General features: G+C 29.5%; 18 protein-coding genes and 1 riboswitch. Of the genes, 1 reads left to right on the forward strand and 17 read right to left on the reverse strand.

Going from position 1 to position 16,020, the window contains the following annotated elements:
- Nucleotides 1-2 precede the first annotated feature (2 nt).
- The 15 genes from Q5O44_RS05465 to Q5O44_RS05535 all read right to left on the reverse strand — a co-directional run bounded on the left by Q5O44_RS05465 (nucleotide 3) and on the right by Q5O44_RS05535 (nucleotide 15,216).
- Nucleotides 3-641: a methionine ABC transporter permease gene (locus Q5O44_RS05465; RefSeq protein ID WP_022167386.1), complete on the reverse strand. Its 639-nt coding sequence runs from the start codon at nucleotides 639-641 to the stop codon at nucleotides 3-5.
- A complete protein-coding gene (locus Q5O44_RS05470; protein WP_022167387.1) occupies nucleotides 641-1,606 on the reverse strand; it encodes a methionine ABC transporter ATP-binding protein in 966 nt (321 codons plus the stop codon). The genes Q5O44_RS05465 and Q5O44_RS05470 overlap by 1 nt, the downstream gene beginning before the upstream one ends.
- 96 nt (nucleotides 1,607-1,702) lie before the next feature.
- Nucleotides 1,703-1,924, reverse strand: a riboswitch (SAM riboswitch).
- A gap of 90 nt (nucleotides 1,925-2,014) precedes the next feature.
- Entirely contained in the window at nucleotides 2,015-2,302 is a 288-nt protein-coding gene (locus Q5O44_RS05475; protein WP_022167388.1) for a DUF503 domain-containing protein, read from the reverse strand.
- Nucleotides 2,303-2,342: 40 nt separating this feature from the next.
- Nucleotides 2,343-2,807, reverse strand: a complete 465-nt coding sequence (locus Q5O44_RS05480; RefSeq protein WP_022167389.1) for a hypothetical protein — start codon at nucleotides 2,805-2,807, stop codon at nucleotides 2,343-2,345.
- 76 nt (nucleotides 2,808-2,883) lie between these two features.
- Nucleotides 2,884-3,312: an Rrf2 family transcriptional regulator gene (locus tag Q5O44_RS05485; RefSeq protein WP_022167390.1), complete on the reverse strand. Its 429-nt coding sequence runs from the start codon at nucleotides 3,310-3,312 to the stop codon at nucleotides 2,884-2,886.
- A gap of 64 nt (nucleotides 3,313-3,376) precedes the next feature.
- The gene (locus tag Q5O44_RS05490; RefSeq protein WP_022167391.1) at nucleotides 3,377-4,750 is read right to left on the reverse strand and encodes a cation:dicarboxylate symporter family transporter; all 1,374 of its coding nucleotides are present in this window, start codon (nucleotides 4,748-4,750) and stop codon (nucleotides 3,377-3,379) included.
- Between the two features lie 135 nt (nucleotides 4,751-4,885).
- Nucleotides 4,886-6,028, reverse strand: a complete 1,143-nt coding sequence (gene ftsW, locus Q5O44_RS05495) for a putative lipid II flippase FtsW (RefSeq protein WP_291660812.1) — start codon at nucleotides 6,026-6,028, stop codon at nucleotides 4,886-4,888.
- 48 nt (nucleotides 6,029-6,076) lie between these two features.
- Nucleotides 6,077-8,293 carry a stage V sporulation protein D gene (locus tag Q5O44_RS05500; RefSeq protein ID WP_022167393.1) on the reverse strand — a complete coding sequence of 739 codons (2,217 nt, stop codon included), beginning with the start codon at nucleotides 8,291-8,293 and terminating at the stop codon, nucleotides 6,077-6,079.
- A 128-nt stretch (nucleotides 8,294-8,421) separates the two neighbouring features.
- Nucleotides 8,422-9,072: an HAD family hydrolase gene (locus Q5O44_RS05505; protein ID WP_022167394.1), complete on the reverse strand. Its 651-nt coding sequence runs from the start codon at nucleotides 9,070-9,072 to the stop codon at nucleotides 8,422-8,424.
- 147 nt (nucleotides 9,073-9,219) lie between these two features.
- Nucleotides 9,220-10,167 carry a siderophore ABC transporter substrate-binding protein gene (locus tag Q5O44_RS05510; RefSeq protein ID WP_022167395.1) on the reverse strand — a complete coding sequence of 316 codons (948 nt, stop codon included), beginning with the start codon at nucleotides 10,165-10,167 and terminating at the stop codon, nucleotides 9,220-9,222.
- An 89-nt stretch (nucleotides 10,168-10,256) separates the two neighbouring features.
- Nucleotides 10,257-11,012, reverse strand: coding sequence for an ABC transporter ATP-binding protein (locus tag Q5O44_RS05515; protein WP_022167396.1), 756 nt, complete (start codon nucleotides 11,010-11,012; stop codon nucleotides 10,257-10,259).
- A gap of 38 nt (nucleotides 11,013-11,050) precedes the next feature.
- Nucleotides 11,051-12,019: an iron chelate uptake ABC transporter family permease subunit gene (locus Q5O44_RS05520; protein WP_022167397.1), complete on the reverse strand. Its 969-nt coding sequence runs from the start codon at nucleotides 12,017-12,019 to the stop codon at nucleotides 11,051-11,053.
- Nucleotides 12,019-12,963, reverse strand: coding sequence for an ABC transporter permease (locus Q5O44_RS05525; RefSeq protein ID WP_022167398.1), 945 nt, complete (start codon nucleotides 12,961-12,963; stop codon nucleotides 12,019-12,021). The genes Q5O44_RS05520 and Q5O44_RS05525 overlap by 1 nt, the downstream gene beginning before the upstream one ends.
- A 155-nt stretch (nucleotides 12,964-13,118) precedes the next feature.
- Nucleotides 13,119-14,612 (reverse strand): HAMP domain-containing sensor histidine kinase, encoded by a 1,494-nt coding sequence (locus Q5O44_RS05530; RefSeq protein WP_022167399.1) that lies wholly within the window; start codon nucleotides 14,610-14,612, stop codon nucleotides 13,119-13,121.
- Nucleotides 14,596-15,216 carry a response regulator transcription factor gene (locus tag Q5O44_RS05535; RefSeq protein WP_370545565.1) on the reverse strand — a complete coding sequence of 207 codons (621 nt, stop codon included), beginning with the start codon at nucleotides 15,214-15,216 and terminating at the stop codon, nucleotides 14,596-14,598. The genes Q5O44_RS05530 and Q5O44_RS05535 overlap by 17 nt, the downstream gene beginning before the upstream one ends.
- Between Q5O44_RS05535 and Q5O44_RS05540 the strand changes: the two genes are divergently transcribed.
- Nucleotides 15,146-15,343: a hypothetical protein gene (locus Q5O44_RS05540; RefSeq protein ID WP_022167401.1), complete on the forward strand. Its 198-nt coding sequence runs from the start codon at nucleotides 15,146-15,148 to the stop codon at nucleotides 15,341-15,343. The genes Q5O44_RS05535 and Q5O44_RS05540 overlap by 71 nt on opposite strands.
- Nucleotides 15,344-15,364: 21 nt before the next feature.
- Here Q5O44_RS05540 and hisE read toward each other — a convergent pair whose 3' ends face one another.
- A complete protein-coding gene (gene hisE, locus Q5O44_RS05545) occupies nucleotides 15,365-15,691 on the reverse strand; it encodes a phosphoribosyl-ATP diphosphatase (protein ID WP_022167402.1) in 327 nt (108 codons plus the stop codon).
- Nucleotides 15,675-16,010 (reverse strand): phosphoribosyl-AMP cyclohydrolase, encoded by a 336-nt coding sequence (gene hisI, locus Q5O44_RS05550; protein ID WP_022167403.1) that lies wholly within the window; start codon nucleotides 16,008-16,010, stop codon nucleotides 15,675-15,677. The genes hisE and hisI overlap by 17 nt, the downstream gene beginning before the upstream one ends.
- Nucleotides 16,011-16,020 lie beyond the last annotated feature (10 nt).

Here is a 16,020-nt window from a genome sequence, read left to right on the forward strand (position 1 = left end):
AATTATTTGTTTAATTTTTTATATAAATAATTACCTAGCATTTGTAATGCTTGTACTATTATTATCAATATTATTACCGTTACAATCATCACATCTTTTTGGAACCTTTGATATCCATAACTTACAGCTAAATAACCAAGGCCTCCACCTCCAACTGTACCAGCCATTGCTGAATATCCTATAATACTGATTATTGTAAGAGTAAGTCCTGATACTATAGAAGGCACTGCCTCTTTCAACATAACCTTGAAAATAATTTGAAAATCTGATGCACCAAAAGATTTTGCTGCTTCAATAACTCCTTTATCCACCTCTCTAAGTGATGATTCAATAATTCTTGCTACAAAAGGTGCTGCTGCAAAGGTTAATGGAACAATAGCTGCTTCTTTACCAATGGACGTTCCCACTATAGCTCTAGTTAATGGAATTATAAATACCATCAAAATGATGAATGGAAAGCTTCTTAATATGTTTATTATCACATCAAGAACTTTATAAATTATCTTATTAGGTCTTAAACCATCCTCTGCTGAAATGGTCAATATAACAGCTAAAATAAATCCAAGAATCACTGAAAATATTGTTGAATAAAATGTCATAAATACTGTTTCATTAAATGCTTTTAAAATTATATCCCCCATTACTTTAGCACCTCCAAAATAATATCTTTATCTTGTAAATATGATAAAACTGTATCTTTTTGACTTTCATCAATATTAATTACCAAGCTTCCTAATACATCTTCTCTGAACTTTTCAAGCTTTCCTCCTACTATAGAAAAATCTATTGCAAGTTCTCTAGCCATCTTAGTTATAATTGCACTTTCAGAACACTTGCTTGGAAATAAAATTCTTATATTTACTCCACTTCTTGGTAACGTATCATTTTCTTCTTCTCCTAAAAATTTCTTTATGGATATTCCTGGTTTTAAGAACACTTCTTCCACTGCTCCCTTGGCAACCAATATTCCATCTTCAAGTAAAGCTACCTTTTCACATATTTCTTTTACAACTTCCATTTGATGAGTAACAACTACAATGGTAATACCTAGTTCCTTATTTATCTTATTTAATAAAGCTAAAATATCTTTTGTTGTTTTAGGATCTAAAGCTGATGTAGCTTCATCACATAAAAGAATTTTAGGATTTAACGCAAGAGCTCTAGCTATTGCTACTCTCTGCTTTTGTCCACCACTTAATTGTGCTGGCTTACTATTTATTTTATCTTCTAAATCAACTAATTTTAATAACTCCAATACTCTTTTTTTTATCTTATCTTTATCATATCCCCATACCTCTAATGGTAATGCTATATTTTTATATACAGTCTTTCTATTTAACAAATTGAAATTTTGAAAGATCATTCCTAAATCTTTTCTAAAAGCTCTTAATTCATTTTTATTTAAGCTTTTAACTTCATTGCCCATAACATTAACTAAACCATCATCATAGCTTTCTAATCCGTTTATGCATCTAAGTAAAGTAGATTTTCCTGCTCCACTGTGTCCTATAAGTCCATAAATTTCTCCCTCATTTATCTCAATTGAAATATCTTTCAATACTTGCACATTTCCAAAGCTCTTCTTCACACCCATTAATTTAATCATAGTTATCCCACCCATCTTCATCTAAATTTGTTTTACATAAACAAAAAACGCGCTAGAGAATAAATCCAGCACGTTAAAAAATACTACCAATTCATTCTCTCATCTATCAGCTAAAAAGCTGCAGGAATTAGCACCAACTTTTTTTCAATTATGAGTTATGAATGATAAATGATGAATTTAGGAATAAACTTCTTACGGAAGTTTAAAATAATACTTACTGAAATTCTTTAGAATTTCAACAACAATTCATAATTCGTAATTAAAAAACTAGGTTGCTGGGTTTCACAGGGCCAGTCCCTCCACCACTCTTGATAAGATTCAATATTTTATTTTCCTCAAACTTTATGTTTAAATAATAAATTATTTATACATATTTGTCAATATTTTCTTTTTTATTTTTTGTATTTTTTAAAAACTTTCTATTTCTTCTTGGATATTTATTATTTCTGCATCAGTATTTTCTTCGATAAAATCTAATATCTTTTCCTTCATTGCTTCTAAAATTTTCATAGATACTCCTATAACTGCAATGCCAATTACAATACTTTGATGGATATCTTGATCATCTACTTCTGCAATAGATAAATTAAAATTATTGCTTAATCTTTTAGTCAAGCTAAGTAATACCATTCTTTTTTCCTTTAAAGAATGGACCCATGATGCTCTTAAAGTAATTCTTAAAACTAATACCTTCATCTTTATGTCCTCTCAAATGTAATTATCATTAATGCTTCTTTTAGTTGATCTTAATAAGATTTCTAAATTCTAATACTTTCCTTTCCTCTTCTATATATATAGATGTAATAAACACATACCCCAGTATTATATTAAAAATAATCATAAAATTATAAATAGTCATTATAATATTATCAACTTTACCCTTTAAGCAAATTATAATAATTATTGCCCAAAAAACTGGCGTGGATAACACAAAAGCTGGAAGTCCCACAATAATCAGTTTCTTAAAATCAAATCTCCATTTTCCTTCTTTGCTATTTTCCTTGATTAAATTATCAATGCCTAAAATAGCTCCAACACCACCATAGGTTACCAAGTTAATAAAAAATTGCTTTGTAAAGCTGATTTTATTACTTTCTGCCAACTCATTATAATATCCTGCTGTCAGTTTGCCTCCTATCATTAAAAGAACTACTATAACTACAAAATATAATAAATATCTTTTATACTTCCTATTTCTCAATCAACTCTCCCCTTTTGCACTATTATACCATATTTTACCATGTATTGTGCTATATTTTTATTTTCTTTTAGGAAGTTTAAATATAATACATTATTGTAATTTTCCCCTCAATATAGTCCTTTACTAGTTCCTCTAATGTTATTGAATTGAAGTATGTCTCTATTTGTCTATTTATATTATTCCAAATTTTCTTCTGCATAAAACATTCTATATCATTTTTTTCCTCACTGGGTGATACTATTTTCAAATATCCCTCTAATATATTTAAAATTTCACCTACTGTTATATCTTTAGGTTTTCTAGCTAAAAAATATCCACCTTGTGCTCCTTTTTTAGAATTTATTATGCCACCTTTTTTAAGTATAGAAAAAATTTGCTCTAAATACCTCTCAGAAATATCCTGTCTTTTAGAAACACTTTTTAATGTAACTGCTTCACTTCTTGAATATAAACAAATATCCATTAAAGCTACTAAGCCGTATTTTCCTTTACTTGAAATTATCATTTAAAATCACCATTCCCATATTAAAAGTCTTTGTAATATAAATTACAAAGACTTTTAATTCTAATTATTCATTAAATTTCTCTTTATTAATATCTCCAAATGAATTTGCTACAGTTACTGCAGTGACCATAGTTCCATTTACATTAAGCATTGTTCTTCCCATATCTAATATAGGATCAATTGCTATTATTCCTCCTACTAGAGGGAAAGCTGCTCCCATACCCATACCAGAAATAACTACTGATACCGCCATAGTAGCTGTCCCTGGAAGTCCAGCTATTCCTAAAGAACTTATCACTATGATAACTAATAACATTCCATAGAAGCTAAAATCCATTGGAGTTCCTGACATATTAGCAACAGTAACTGCCATTAAAGCTGGATATATTGCTGCACAACCATTCATTCCTGCATTTGAACCTAAGCTTCCCACAAAGCTGGCAACACCATTATCAACTCCTGCCTTTTCAGTTAAAGTTTCAATTGTTACTGGAAGAGTACCTAAGCTTGATCTTGATGTAAAAGCTAATATTAATGGCTCCATAACATTTTTTACATACTTAAATGGATTTAATCCATTTAAAGCTATGATAATTAAATGAATTATAAACATTATAGCTACACTTACATATAAAGCAATAATAAAATCAACTACTCCTAAAATTGCACCTACACCTCTAGCGGCTATAGTATTTGCAAGCAAAGCTACTACAGCATATGGCATAAATTTAATTACCGTCATTGCTACACTTGTTATTATTTTATAAGATGCTTCAACTAAATCCCAAGCTGGCTTAATTACATCACTATACTTTTTATTTAATCTCTTCATTGAAGTTCCTATGAATGCGGCAAAGATAACCACCGCAACTATATTTCCTTCTGCCATTGCATTCACTGGGTTAGAAGGTAATAATCCTCTTAGAGTATCTACTATAGAAGTTATTTCTCTCATATCAGTATTAGAAGTTATTAGTACTTCTCCTGCTCCTAAGTTAAATAAATTTCCTACTACTAATCCTACTATTGCAGCAAGAGCTGTTGTTCCTAATAAAACCGTTAATGATTTTAATGTAAGCTTTCCTAAATTTACACCATCTTTCATATTGATGATAACTCTTATTATAGATACAAAGATTAAAGGCACAACTAGCATCTTTAAAAGATCCATAAATCCGTTACCAACTAATCCATACCATTTACTAACTTCCTCAATCCATCTTATTGACGATGGATCTTTTGGAAATCCTGCTACCAATTGAATAAAAAGACCTAACACAAGGCCTATTCCCATGGCGGAAATCATCCTTGTAGAGAATTTAACTTTCTTTTTCTCCATTTTTCTTACTAAAACAAATATTGCCACTAAAATTGCAATAAATGATATAGTTTTTATATTAGTTATAAATAAAAACTCACTTAAAAATGTACTTTCCATATTGTCCTCCATAATTTCATAGTATTACTATCGTTTTAGTATATTTCATATAATATATTATGGTTATATTATTGTCAATTTTAAAAAAACTATAGCAAGGTAATAAAATTACCTTACTACAGTTTTCTATGATAACTACTTGTTCTCTACTGCTTTACTTACTTTTGCTATATTAAGTACTATTCCCATTGCTGCCATAATAAACACCATAGAAGTACCTCCATAGCTTATAAATGGCATTGGAATACCTGTAACTGGCATGCTACCTGTTACAACAGCAACGTTTATTATAAGCTGTATTGCTACAACTGATATTATTCCTGTGGCTAAAAGTCTACCATACATATCTTTTGCTTTAATTGCAACATTAATACCAGCAGCAATTAATACAAGGAATAATGATATTATCAACATACCGCCTAAAAATCCTGTTTCCTCAATTATAATTGAAAAAATAAAGTCATTATATGGCTCTGGAATATATAATGCTTTTTGCTTAGATTGACCTAGCCCTACACCAAAAAAACCACCTGATCCTATGGCATATAAAGAGTGTATAAGTTGGTACCCAACATCAGTTGCATCTTGCCAAGGGTCAAGAAAGTTTAAAAATCTAGCTCTTCTAAATGATGTACTAAATATATAACCTATAGCTCCTATTACTCCCATTACACCAACAGTAAATACATGACTAAACTTTCCTCCTGCCACATAAATCATTATAAGTGTCACTGCCATTATTATTATGGTAACACTTAAACTATTTTGTAACAATACTAATATAGCCATAAATGCTCCTACACCCAAATAGACTAATACTCCAGATTTAAAGTCTACTATTTTACTTTTTCTCTTATCCATTAATGTTGCTAATGCTATAACAATAGCATATTTAGATAACTCTGAAGGTTGTATTGATAGTGGTCCTAAATGTATCCATCTTGTAGCTCCTTTTATATTAGGAACTAAGCTAGTAAATCCTAGCTTTGCTCCTACCATAACACCTAACAAAAGTAGAAAAACACTTATATATATTGGTTTGGCTAATTTTTTATAATAATGATAATTAAAATTCATAGTGATATACATTGAAACAAATCCTATAATTGTCCATAAAATTTGCTTTTTAACAATTTTATATCTATCGCCATTATATTCAAAATATGCTGAATAGGAACTTGATGAAAATATCATTATAAAACCAATTGCCACTAAAACAACTATTGTCCAGAATATTACTAAATCACCAATACCCTTCTTGCTTTTTTTTCTGCTTATTTTCTTACTTCTTTTTTTAGCTTTCTTCTCCTTCACTTATTTCCTCCACTAATATTCAGATTCTTCCTTAAATACTAATTTCACTTTTGTACCGCTACTTATTAATTCTCCGCTAGAAATACTCTGCTCAACAACTTTTCCACTTCCTTCATATTCATATTGAAGTCCTAAATTATCTAAAAGGTTAATGGCAAATTCCACTGTTGTTCCAGCAAGATCAGGCATAATTATTTTATTATCTATTGAAGATTTAGATGATGCTGTCAGTGTTATCTTTGAACCTGCTTTTACAGTAGTTCCTGGATATGGATTTATAGAAACAATAGTATTTCCCTCTCCCTCAACTTCACATCCTAAACCATTTTCTTCTAAAATAGTTTTAGCCTCTTCTACTGATTTCCCTCTTACTTCAGGGATAACTACGTCTTTTGAAATTGAATAGCTTGCTTTACCTGTTGGAGACTCAATATATGCGAATATATGTGAAAATAGCTTTTTCATCAATGGTGATGCTACTTGTCCACCATAATACACACCGGTGCTTGGCTCATCAACTGATATATATACTGTTAATTGAGGGTCATCTACTGGTGTCATTGCAACCATTGATGCAATATATTTATCTGCTGAATAAGATCCTGTCTCTATATCAACCTTTTGAGCTGTTCCTGTTTTTCCTCCAATATCGTATCCTTGAACAAAAGTCCCTGCTCCAGCATCTTGTGTAGCAGTCCTTTCAAGATACTCTCTTAAAGTTGCGCTTGTTTTCTCTGAAAGCACATTTTCCGTAGTCTTTCCTTCTATTGTCTTATCCACAATAGTATTGCCATTGGAATCTTTATGAGTGATTTCTTTTACAATATGAGGCTGTATTAAATTTCCACCATTAGCAACTGCATTAACTGCTGTTAAAAGCTGAAGGGCATTTAATGTATTAGTTTGTCCAAATGCTATTGTTGCTAAATCAATATCACTGATGCTATTGGTACTCTTCACAATACCTTCTGCTTCACCAGGTAAATCTATTCCTGTAATACTACCAAAACCTAATTTTTTAATATATTCATTTAACTTTTCAGCACCTAATCTTTCACCTAATTCCATAAACCCAACATTACATGAATTTTTAAGTATTTCTGCTGCTGTTTGTGCACCATGCCCTGACAAGTTCCAACAATGAACATGAACATCTCCAAAGGTCTTACTTCCATTACAAACAAACACATCATCATCATGAATTAATCCTTCTTCCATAGCAGCAGCCATGGTAATTATTTTAAATGTAGATCCTGGTTCATAAGTATCACTTACAATAGAATTTCTCCACATATTTTGAATTTTATCATTTTCAGTGTCTCCTTCAAAGTTTTCATACCCTTCATATGGATTATTTGGATCATATCCTGGTGCATTTGCCATAGCTAATATTTCTCCATTATTAGGATTCATTATTGTTATGGATACTCGCTTTGCTTTATGTGTTTCAAGGCCTTCTTTAGCTACAAGTTCTGCATAATATTGAAGATTTTCATCAATGGTAGTAACAATGTCCTTCCCATTTATTGCATTAGTTTGTTTTCCACTTACAAATGGAAGATCATTAGAATTAGCATCAATACCTCCTATACGTATTCCTGATAGTCCACTTAAATAATCATCATATTGAAGCTCTAATCCTGTTAATCCTACACCTTCTGAATTGATTGTACCTAAAACTTGAGATAAATAATTACCATTAGGATAATATCTTTCTATTTCATCATAATAAACTAACCCAGCAATTTCTAAAGCTTTTACCTTATCTATAGCATCTTTTTCAAGTCCTTTAGATAAAATTATAAATTTATTTTCTTTATCACTAAGCTTTTTATAAATATTATCATAGGAAGTACCTATCGCTTCAGCTATATTGGCAGATACTTTCTCTATAGTGGTTTTTTCATCATCAACATATGCTCTTAATGTATCCATATCTACTTCAATTCTATAAACATTAGTTGATGTAACTAGAATAGAACCATTTCTATCTACTATATTACCTCTCATAGCCGTTAAATTCATTTCTGATTTCCATTGTGTTTCAGCTTCCTCTGCTAACTCTGAACCCTTTATAATAGTAAGATATAACATTCTTAAAAGTAAAACTACTATTACTACACCTATAGATATGCCTACAAGTATTAATCTATCAATGGACTGTGCATTTATTTTCTTTAAATCAAAAGGCTGTAACTTTTTCATTTTTTTCTTTTTTAACTTATTCATTCTTCTACCTCTATAATATTAATAAAAAATTATACATTATTGTTTAACCCCTATTTAAATAACAAATATATACCAATTTACATTTTATTTACTATCGTTATATTAGTGTATATACTTTAATTTTAACATTATTTGATAATTTCACTTAATAATTCTTCTGAAGTATATACTATTTTATCTGCCCCAGCAGCAGATAACTCTTCAGCACCTCTAAATCCCCACGCAGCACCAATAGAAAAAATACCTGCATTTTTTCCTGTAAACATGTCAACATCAGAATCTCCAATATAAACAGCTTCTTCTTTTTTGCATTCAAAATAATTTAATGTCTCTATTACAGTTGTTGGATCTGGCTTTGCCAAATATCCTTCTCTCTTTCCAAAAACTATATCAAAAGACTTAGCAAAATATCTTTCTACTATTTCTACAGCAAATTCATGTGGTTTATTGGAAACAACTGCTGTTTTTATTCCTGCTTCTTTTAAAGCTATTAATAAATCTTCTATGCCATCATATGGCTTAGTAAAATCACTCTTATGCTTTTCATAGTATTTTTTAAATTCTCCTAAGACTTTGCCTATTGTTTCAGCATCTTTTTTACCTATTGGTAATGCTCTTTCTATTAACTTATATGCTCCATTTCCAAGAAAATATTTATATTCTTCAATTTGATGCTCTGGAAATCCATATGACCTTAAAGCAAAATTACAAGCATCAGCCAAATCTTTCAAAGTGTCCAATAATGTTCCATCCAAATCAAAAATTGCTACCTTATACATTACATCACCTATTATATAATATTTTTCTATTCATTATCTCATAAATATTTAAATAAATCTATAACTCAACAAATGTAATTTTTACATATATATCTTTATATTATAAAAAGTCTTTGCTATTAATTGCAAAGACTTTTTGTATTTATATTATGCTTTTACTGCTGATAAAACTTCTTCTATCATATTTAAAGTTGAAGTATATCCACCTGATACTGTATACCAGTTAACTGAATTTAAATACACTATATTTCCATTTTTATAAGCATCTGTTTGTTTTGTTAATTCATTTTCAATAATTGACTGAGCTGTTATGTCTTTAGAACCTGTAATTGAATTTCTGTCAATTACAAATATATATCCTGGATTTTTTTCTACTAAATATTCAAATGTAACTTCTTGTCCATGTGTAGAGTCATCAATATTTTCATCTGCTGCTTTAATTCCTAATTCATTGTGAATAAGTGCAAATCTTGATTTTGCACCATAAGCACTGATATTTCTTCCATTAACCATTATTATTGATGCATTAATATCTTTCTTTGCTATTTCAGCATTCGCTTCTTTAACTTTTTGTGCTACTTCTTCAATTATTTCTGTAGCTTTTTCTTCTTTATCAAATATATCACCAAACATTGTTGCCGTTTTATTAAAACTATTTATATAATCTGCACCATCACTTTCTACATATACAGTTGGTGCTATTTCAGAAAATTCTTCATAATAATCAGACATTCTTCCAGCCATTACAATTAAGTCTGGATTTAATTCATTAATGGCCTCTAAATCTGGTTCTTTTACACTACCAACATTAGTATATTGTTCTCCTGAAAACTCTTCTAAATATTCAGGTAAAGTTCCTGATTTAGGTAAACCAACTATATTTACATCCATTTCACTAAGTACGTCTAATGCTCCAAAGTCTAATACTACTACATTTTTAGGTGCTTCATTTAAAACAGTAGTTCCTAATTTATGTGTAACCTCTATAGCTCCTTCACTATATGAGCTTTCTACTTTGTTATCTTTTAATAAATATGCTCCTCCTGCTACTACTACAGCAGCTGCTGCAACTATTGCTAAAACTTTTTTATTCATTATTATTCCTCCTAAAATTTAAATGTAATATATATTTATAATGAGTTTCATTATCAATTAATCCTTAAAAAATAAGCAGAGCCTATTTTTTAGAAATAAATACAAATTTTCTTATCTTCCATATCTTGTATTTTAAATTCTGTATTATATAAATCTTCTAATACTTCATTATTGATGATGGATAAAGTTTCTCCTTGCTTATACATCTTTCCATCTTTTAAAGCTACAATTATATCCGAATAGCATGATGCAAAATTAATATCATGTAATACAGTAACTACTGTTTTTCCTAGATCATCAACAAGGCCTCTAATTACCTTCATCATCTGTACACAATGTTTCATATCCAAATTATTTAATGGCTCATCAAGGAATATATATTCAGTATCCTGAGCAATTACCATTGCTATATATGCCCTTTGCTTTTGTCCACCACTAAGCTCATCTAAATATCTATGCTCAATATCTTCAAGCTGCATATATTTAATGGCTTTATCGATAAATTCATTATCTACTGCTGTTATATTCCCTTGAGAATGTGGAAATCTTCCAAATTCAACAAGCTCTCTTATTGTCAAACGTAAATTAACATCATTTGCTTGTTTTAAGATTGAAATTCTCTTTGAAAGCTCTTTGCTATCCCACTTGGATAGTTCAGTACCGTCTATAATAACCTGTCCTTCATCCATGTCCATCAGTCTTGTTATCATTGATAATACTGTACTTTTTCCTGCACCATTTGGTCCAATTAGAGAAATCATTTTACCTTTTTCTATATCTAAAGATACATTATCAACTACTTTTGTATTTCCATATTTCTTAGTTAAATTTCTTACTTCTATCATAGTGTTTCTCCCTTACTTTAAAAATATTTTCTTATTCTCTAAAGTTTTGATTCTTTAAGCAATAGATATAAGAAATATAATCCTCCTATAAAGTTTATTATAACGCCTAGAGTCGTAGTGAACTTAAATATTCTTTCAACAAATATAAGTCCAACTATTATGCTACAAATACTTATTAATATTGAAGTATTAATTATGTATTTATGTTTAAAGCTTTTTACTATCTGATATGTTACATTTACAACTATAAGTCCTAAGAATGTTAATGGTCCTACTAATGCTGTAGACATTGCTGTCATAACAGCAACTACTATTAAAAGCTTTTTCATAACTTTATCATAGTTTACCCCTAAATTTATAGCTTGTTCTTTTCCCAATGCCATCACATCAAGTAGTTTTAATTCATCATATATAAAAGGAAGTATACATAAAATTATCAGAATACATAAAATAATTATATCAGTATTTACATTATTAAAACTTGCTATAAGCTTACTTTGTAATGTTAAATACTCATTAGGATCAATAATCACTTGCATAAATGATGTAAGACTGCTAAAAAATGTTCCCAATATTAATCCCACTAATAATAAATGCATTATTCCATTATTATTTCTTCCAAAAACAAACTTATATAGTAAAGTTGAAATAATCAACATTCCTATTAACGATAAAATAAAATTTAAATTTTTATTGGTCATTACAATGCTTGTACTACCAAATGCAAAAACAACTATGGTTTGTATAAAGCTATATACTGAGTCTAACCCCAATACACTAGGTGTTAAAATTCTGTTATTGCATATTGTCTGAAATAGTATGGATGAAAAGGCTATTGCCCCACCACTTATAGATATGGCTATTAATTTTGGAATTCTTTTTGCTAAAAGATAATCCATATTATTTTTATTCATACCAATAGTGACAAACACTATGGACGCTATTATTGTAAATATTAATAATATAATTATCTGCTTCTTGGCTTTTTTGTCCCTGCTAAGCTGCATTATTTTTTCCTCCTCATAACTAAGTATAAGAACATTGCACTACCTATAACCCCTACAGTAAGACCAATTGAAACTTCATATGGGGCAATGATAACTCTGCCGATTATGTCACATAGAAGTACAAAGCTTCCTCCAAAAAGGCATGTCTCAACTAAGGAATTTTTTAAATTATCCCCCTTAGTAATGCTTACTAAGTTAGGAATAATAAGTCCTAAGAAAGGAATATTCCCAACCATAACCAAAGTCAGTGCCGATACTGCTGATACTAAGATTAAACCTATATTTACTACTCTTGCATGATTTAATCCTAGATTTGTGGCAAAGCTTTCTCCCATTCCTGCTATGGTAAATTTATTTGCATATATAAATGCTAAGATAATTGCTGGTATACATAAATAAAGAAGCTCATAATTTCCTTTCATCACTGTAGAAAAACTTCCTTGAAACCAAGCATTTAATGATTGATTCATGTCTTTATAGTAAGATATGAATGATGTTATGGAGCTAACAAGATTTCCAAACATCATACCTACTAAAGGTACAAATATTATATTCTTCACTTTTAACTTCTTTAATATCGTCATAAATATTAAAGATCCTAGTAACGCAAAGATAAATGAAAAAACAGCCTTTGATATTACCCCTGCCTTTGGCATAAATAACATTGCAAACATTAATCCCATTTTAGCTGAATCCATAGTCCCTGCTGTTGTAGGTGATGTAAACTTATTTCTACTTATCTGCTGCATTATAAGACCACTTATACTAAGTCCCATACCAGCAATTACTATGCTGATAAGCCTTGGCAATCTGCTTATTAAAATTATCTGCATCTTACTGCTGTCACCAGCTAATATATCTTTAATACTTATATTGCTTACCCCTATAAATAGAGAAATAAGCGATAGTATTACTAAAGCTATTGCTAAATATCTTTTTTTCATTTTATCCTCCGCAACTTACTGATATATATTATCTTTCTGTATTGATATTCATTATCATCTATATTGGTATAATACAATCTCATAGTATTTTTGTCAACATTATTTTTACACAAACATTAAAAATCAGTCATTTTTTCCCATAATGACTGCTTTTTTTAGAATTCCACCACAAACTCCACAGAATTTTCCTTTGAATTCATTTTATATTTAATATTTCCATGTTTATCAAAGATAGTCTTTACAATATATAAGCCAAGCCCTGTTCCACCAGTCTTTCTATTTCTAGATTTATCAACTCTATAAAAGGCATCAAATACCTTTGCAAGTTGATTTTTTTCAATAGTTACACCTGTATTTTCCACAGTAATTTTGTGAAGCTCTCCTTTTATTATTATATGCTCTCCTCTTGGTGTATGAGTAATTGCATTTTTTATAATATTAGTAAATGCCTTTTTTATTAAGTTACTATCACCTTCAACTATAATATCTTTTTCCAAATCAATTTGTATATTTATGCTTTTTTCTTCTATAAAATATTTTAGTTCATAGGCAATTTCATTAATAAGATTTGTTAAATTTACATATTCTTTTTTACATTTTACCATGCTATTTTCTTTTTCCGTAAGCTGTAATAACTCTTGTACAAGTTCTCTCATGTTTTGTGTAACATTAAAGCTCTCTTTTAAATACTTATCTCTATCCTTATATTTACCGATTCCATAAATCATACCTTCTAATTGTCCACTAATAACTGTAATTGGAGTCTTTAATTCATGTGAAATTACCCCTATAAACTCTCTTCTTTCTTTTTCAATATTTCGCTCTCTTTCAATATCTTCTGTAAGCTTCAAATTAACTCTTTCAAGCTCCTCTAAAGTTTCTTTCAAATTCTTACTCATATAATTTAAACTTGTAGATAATTCAGCAATTTCATCTTGCCCATCAACTTCTATATAATTATCAAAATCAAGCTTTGCCATCTTCTTAGCTGCTTCATTTATTTTTATCAGCGGCTTACTCACCACTCTTGAATAATAGGTAGATATTAATAACGCCATAACAAGACTCACCAATATTGCAAATGGGAAAAATAATGATACTATTGTTGTTGCTTCATCTATTGGCTTTACATATACATGCACTCTTAGAATACAATATTTATCCAAACTTTTAATATATACCTCATTGACAATATTATCAGCATTACCAAATGCTCTTTGATCATTAAAATTCATCTTTTCTTTGCCTAATTTATCTCTATTTGCTTCAAACTTAAAGTCATTGGGCTTTTGTGTACTATTACCTGACGGTATATTGATTTGTTTTGAATCCTGTCTTTCTGAACTATACACTATATTGCTCATTCCATTTTCAGTATTCTCATCTAAAACCAATGTGCTGACATTATTATTATAAGAAAAATCATCTAAAACTTTATATAAATCTATATGCTCATTTTCGCTGAGCTCTGTTTGTAATTCCGATATATTTGCATATATCTTATTCATCTTATATGTATTATATACTTTGGGCATGAACACATATATTACACTATATAGCAAGATAAATGAAATACCTATCAATAGAGTGCTGGTAATAAAAATTTTCTTTTTTACTCCTAAGCTCTCCCACTTATTTCTCCAGAACATATCCTACTCCTTTGATAGTTTTAATATAATCCTCTTTGATTTTTTTTCTAATATTCTTCATATGAGCATCAATTACTCTTGTATCTCCATAATATTCATAGCCCCAGACCTTATCCATTAGCATTTCCCTAGATACTACCATAGGATAACTTTGAATCATAAATTTAAGAATATTAAACTCTTTAAGTGTCAGTTCCACTTCCTCTTCATCAACATAAACCTTATAAGTATCTAGTTGCAGCTTTATACTGCCAAACTCCAGTGTCTCAAGCTTAACAGGTTCTTCCTTCTTCCTTCTAAGGACAGCTTCCACTCTCTTTATTAATATATTAAATGAAAATGGCTTGCTTATGTAATCATCAGCCTTTAAATCAAATCCCTTTACTTCACTACTTTCATCGCCTAGTGCTGTCAGGAAGATTATGCTTACTTCTGCATCATTTTTCTTAATCATCTTACACAATGAATAACCATCTAATTTAGGCATCATCACATCTAAATTAATATAGTTAATATGAAAAAGGAGTGTTCTTATGAAAAATAATATATATAAACTAAAAAAGACAATTTTATTTTTAACTTTATTATTAATTATTACCTTAATAGTTAACTATATTGATAATTCCTGTAAAGAAACAAAAAATTTATCTTCAAGCAAATCCATCAGCCTTGCCTTAGAAGTTGATTTAGAATCTGATAGTAGCTATGAAACTGCTTATGCTAGTATATAACTCTATGATAAAATCATAGAGTTATAATTTTTCTATATTTTTTCTTTCACCTTTGAAGTTATTGATCTTCTTACTTCTTTTAATTAGTTCTTCTTCAATTTCCTTAATAGAAATATTTCTATCTACCATCAATACCAAAATATGATAGATTAAATCCGCAAACTCATTTATCTGTTCTTCTTTATTGTCTTCTTTACAAGATATAATTACTTCAGTGCATTCTTCTCCAACCTTTTTTAAAATTTTGTTAGTGCCCTTATCTAGTAAATACTTTGTATATGATCCATCATTCCCCGCTTCTTTCCTATTTATAATTGTCTCATACAATTCTTTAATAATCTTCTCCATATATCCTCCTAAAGAAGCAAGTATATGATCCTGTATGGCATGCCCCACCTATTTGATGAACTTTTATAAGTAATGTATCTTGGTCACAATCTAACCGTATCTCTTTTACTATTTGATAGTTTCCTGATGTCTCTCCTTTATGCCAAAGTTCATTTCTACTTCTACTAAAGAACCAAACAGTACCATCTTCAATGGTTTTTTGAAAGCTTTCCTCTGACATATAACCAAGCATCAGTATCTGTCCGCTATTAAAGTCTTGAATAATTGCAGGTACTAAGCCACCATTCTTATGAAAATCTATTTTATAGCTATTGTTCATAATACTTCTC

This window comes from Clostridium sp. CAG:221 (genome assembly GCA_000435835.1).
GTDB lineage: Bacteria > Bacillota > Clostridia > Clostridiales > Clostridiaceae > Clostridium.

What these genes read in the sequence shown, in the direction of transcription:
- Q5O44_RS05465 (WP_022167386.1), bottom strand. Translation starts at nt 641, where the DNA reads ATGGGGGATATAATTTTAAAAGCATTTAATGAAACAGTATTTATGACA.
- Q5O44_RS05470 (WP_022167387.1), bottom strand. Translation starts at nt 1,606, where the DNA reads ATGATTAAATTAATGGGTGTGAAGAAGAGCTTTGGAAATGTGCAAGTA.
- Q5O44_RS05475 (WP_022167388.1), bottom strand. Translation starts at nt 2,302, where the DNA reads ATGAAGGTATTAGTTTTAAGAATTACTTTAAGAGCATCATGGGTCCAT.
- Q5O44_RS05485 (WP_022167390.1), bottom strand. Translation starts at nt 3,312, where the DNA reads ATGATAATTTCAAGTAAAGGAAAATACGGCTTAGTAGCTTTAATGGAT.
- Q5O44_RS05490 (WP_022167391.1), bottom strand. Translation starts at nt 4,750, where the DNA reads ATGGAAAGTACATTTTTAAGTGAGTTTTTATTTATAACTAATATAAAA.
- Q5O44_RS05500 (WP_022167393.1), bottom strand. Translation starts at nt 8,293, where the DNA reads ATGAATAAGTTAAAAAAGAAAAAAATGAAAAAGTTACAGCCTTTTGAT.
- Q5O44_RS05505 (WP_022167394.1), bottom strand. Translation starts at nt 9,072, where the DNA reads ATGTATAAGGTAGCAATTTTTGATTTGGATGGAACATTATTGGACACT.
- Q5O44_RS05510 (WP_022167395.1), bottom strand. Translation starts at nt 10,167, where the DNA reads ATGAATAAAAAAGTTTTAGCAATAGTTGCAGCAGCTGCTGTAGTAGTA.
- Q5O44_RS05515 (WP_022167396.1), bottom strand. Translation starts at nt 11,012, where the DNA reads ATGATAGAAGTAAGAAATTTAACTAAGAAATATGGAAATACAAAAGTA.
- Q5O44_RS05520 (WP_022167397.1), bottom strand. Translation starts at nt 12,019, where the DNA reads ATGCAGCTTAGCAGGGACAAAAAAGCCAAGAAGCAGATAATTATATTA.
- Q5O44_RS05525 (WP_022167398.1), bottom strand. Translation starts at nt 12,963, where the DNA reads ATGAAAAAAAGATATTTAGCAATAGCTTTAGTAATACTATCGCTTATT.
- Q5O44_RS05530 (WP_022167399.1), bottom strand. Translation starts at nt 14,612, where the DNA reads ATGTTCTGGAGAAATAAGTGGGAGAGCTTAGGAGTAAAAAAGAAAATT.
- Q5O44_RS05540 (WP_022167401.1), top strand. Translation starts at nt 15,146, where the DNA reads ATGAAAAATAATATATATAAACTAAAAAAGACAATTTTATTTTTAACT.
- hisE (WP_022167402.1), bottom strand. Translation starts at nt 15,691, where the DNA reads ATGGAGAAGATTATTAAAGAATTGTATGAGACAATTATAAATAGGAAA.
- hisI (WP_022167403.1), bottom strand. Translation starts at nt 16,010, where the DNA reads ATGAACAATAGCTATAAAATAGATTTTCATAAGAATGGTGGCTTAGTA.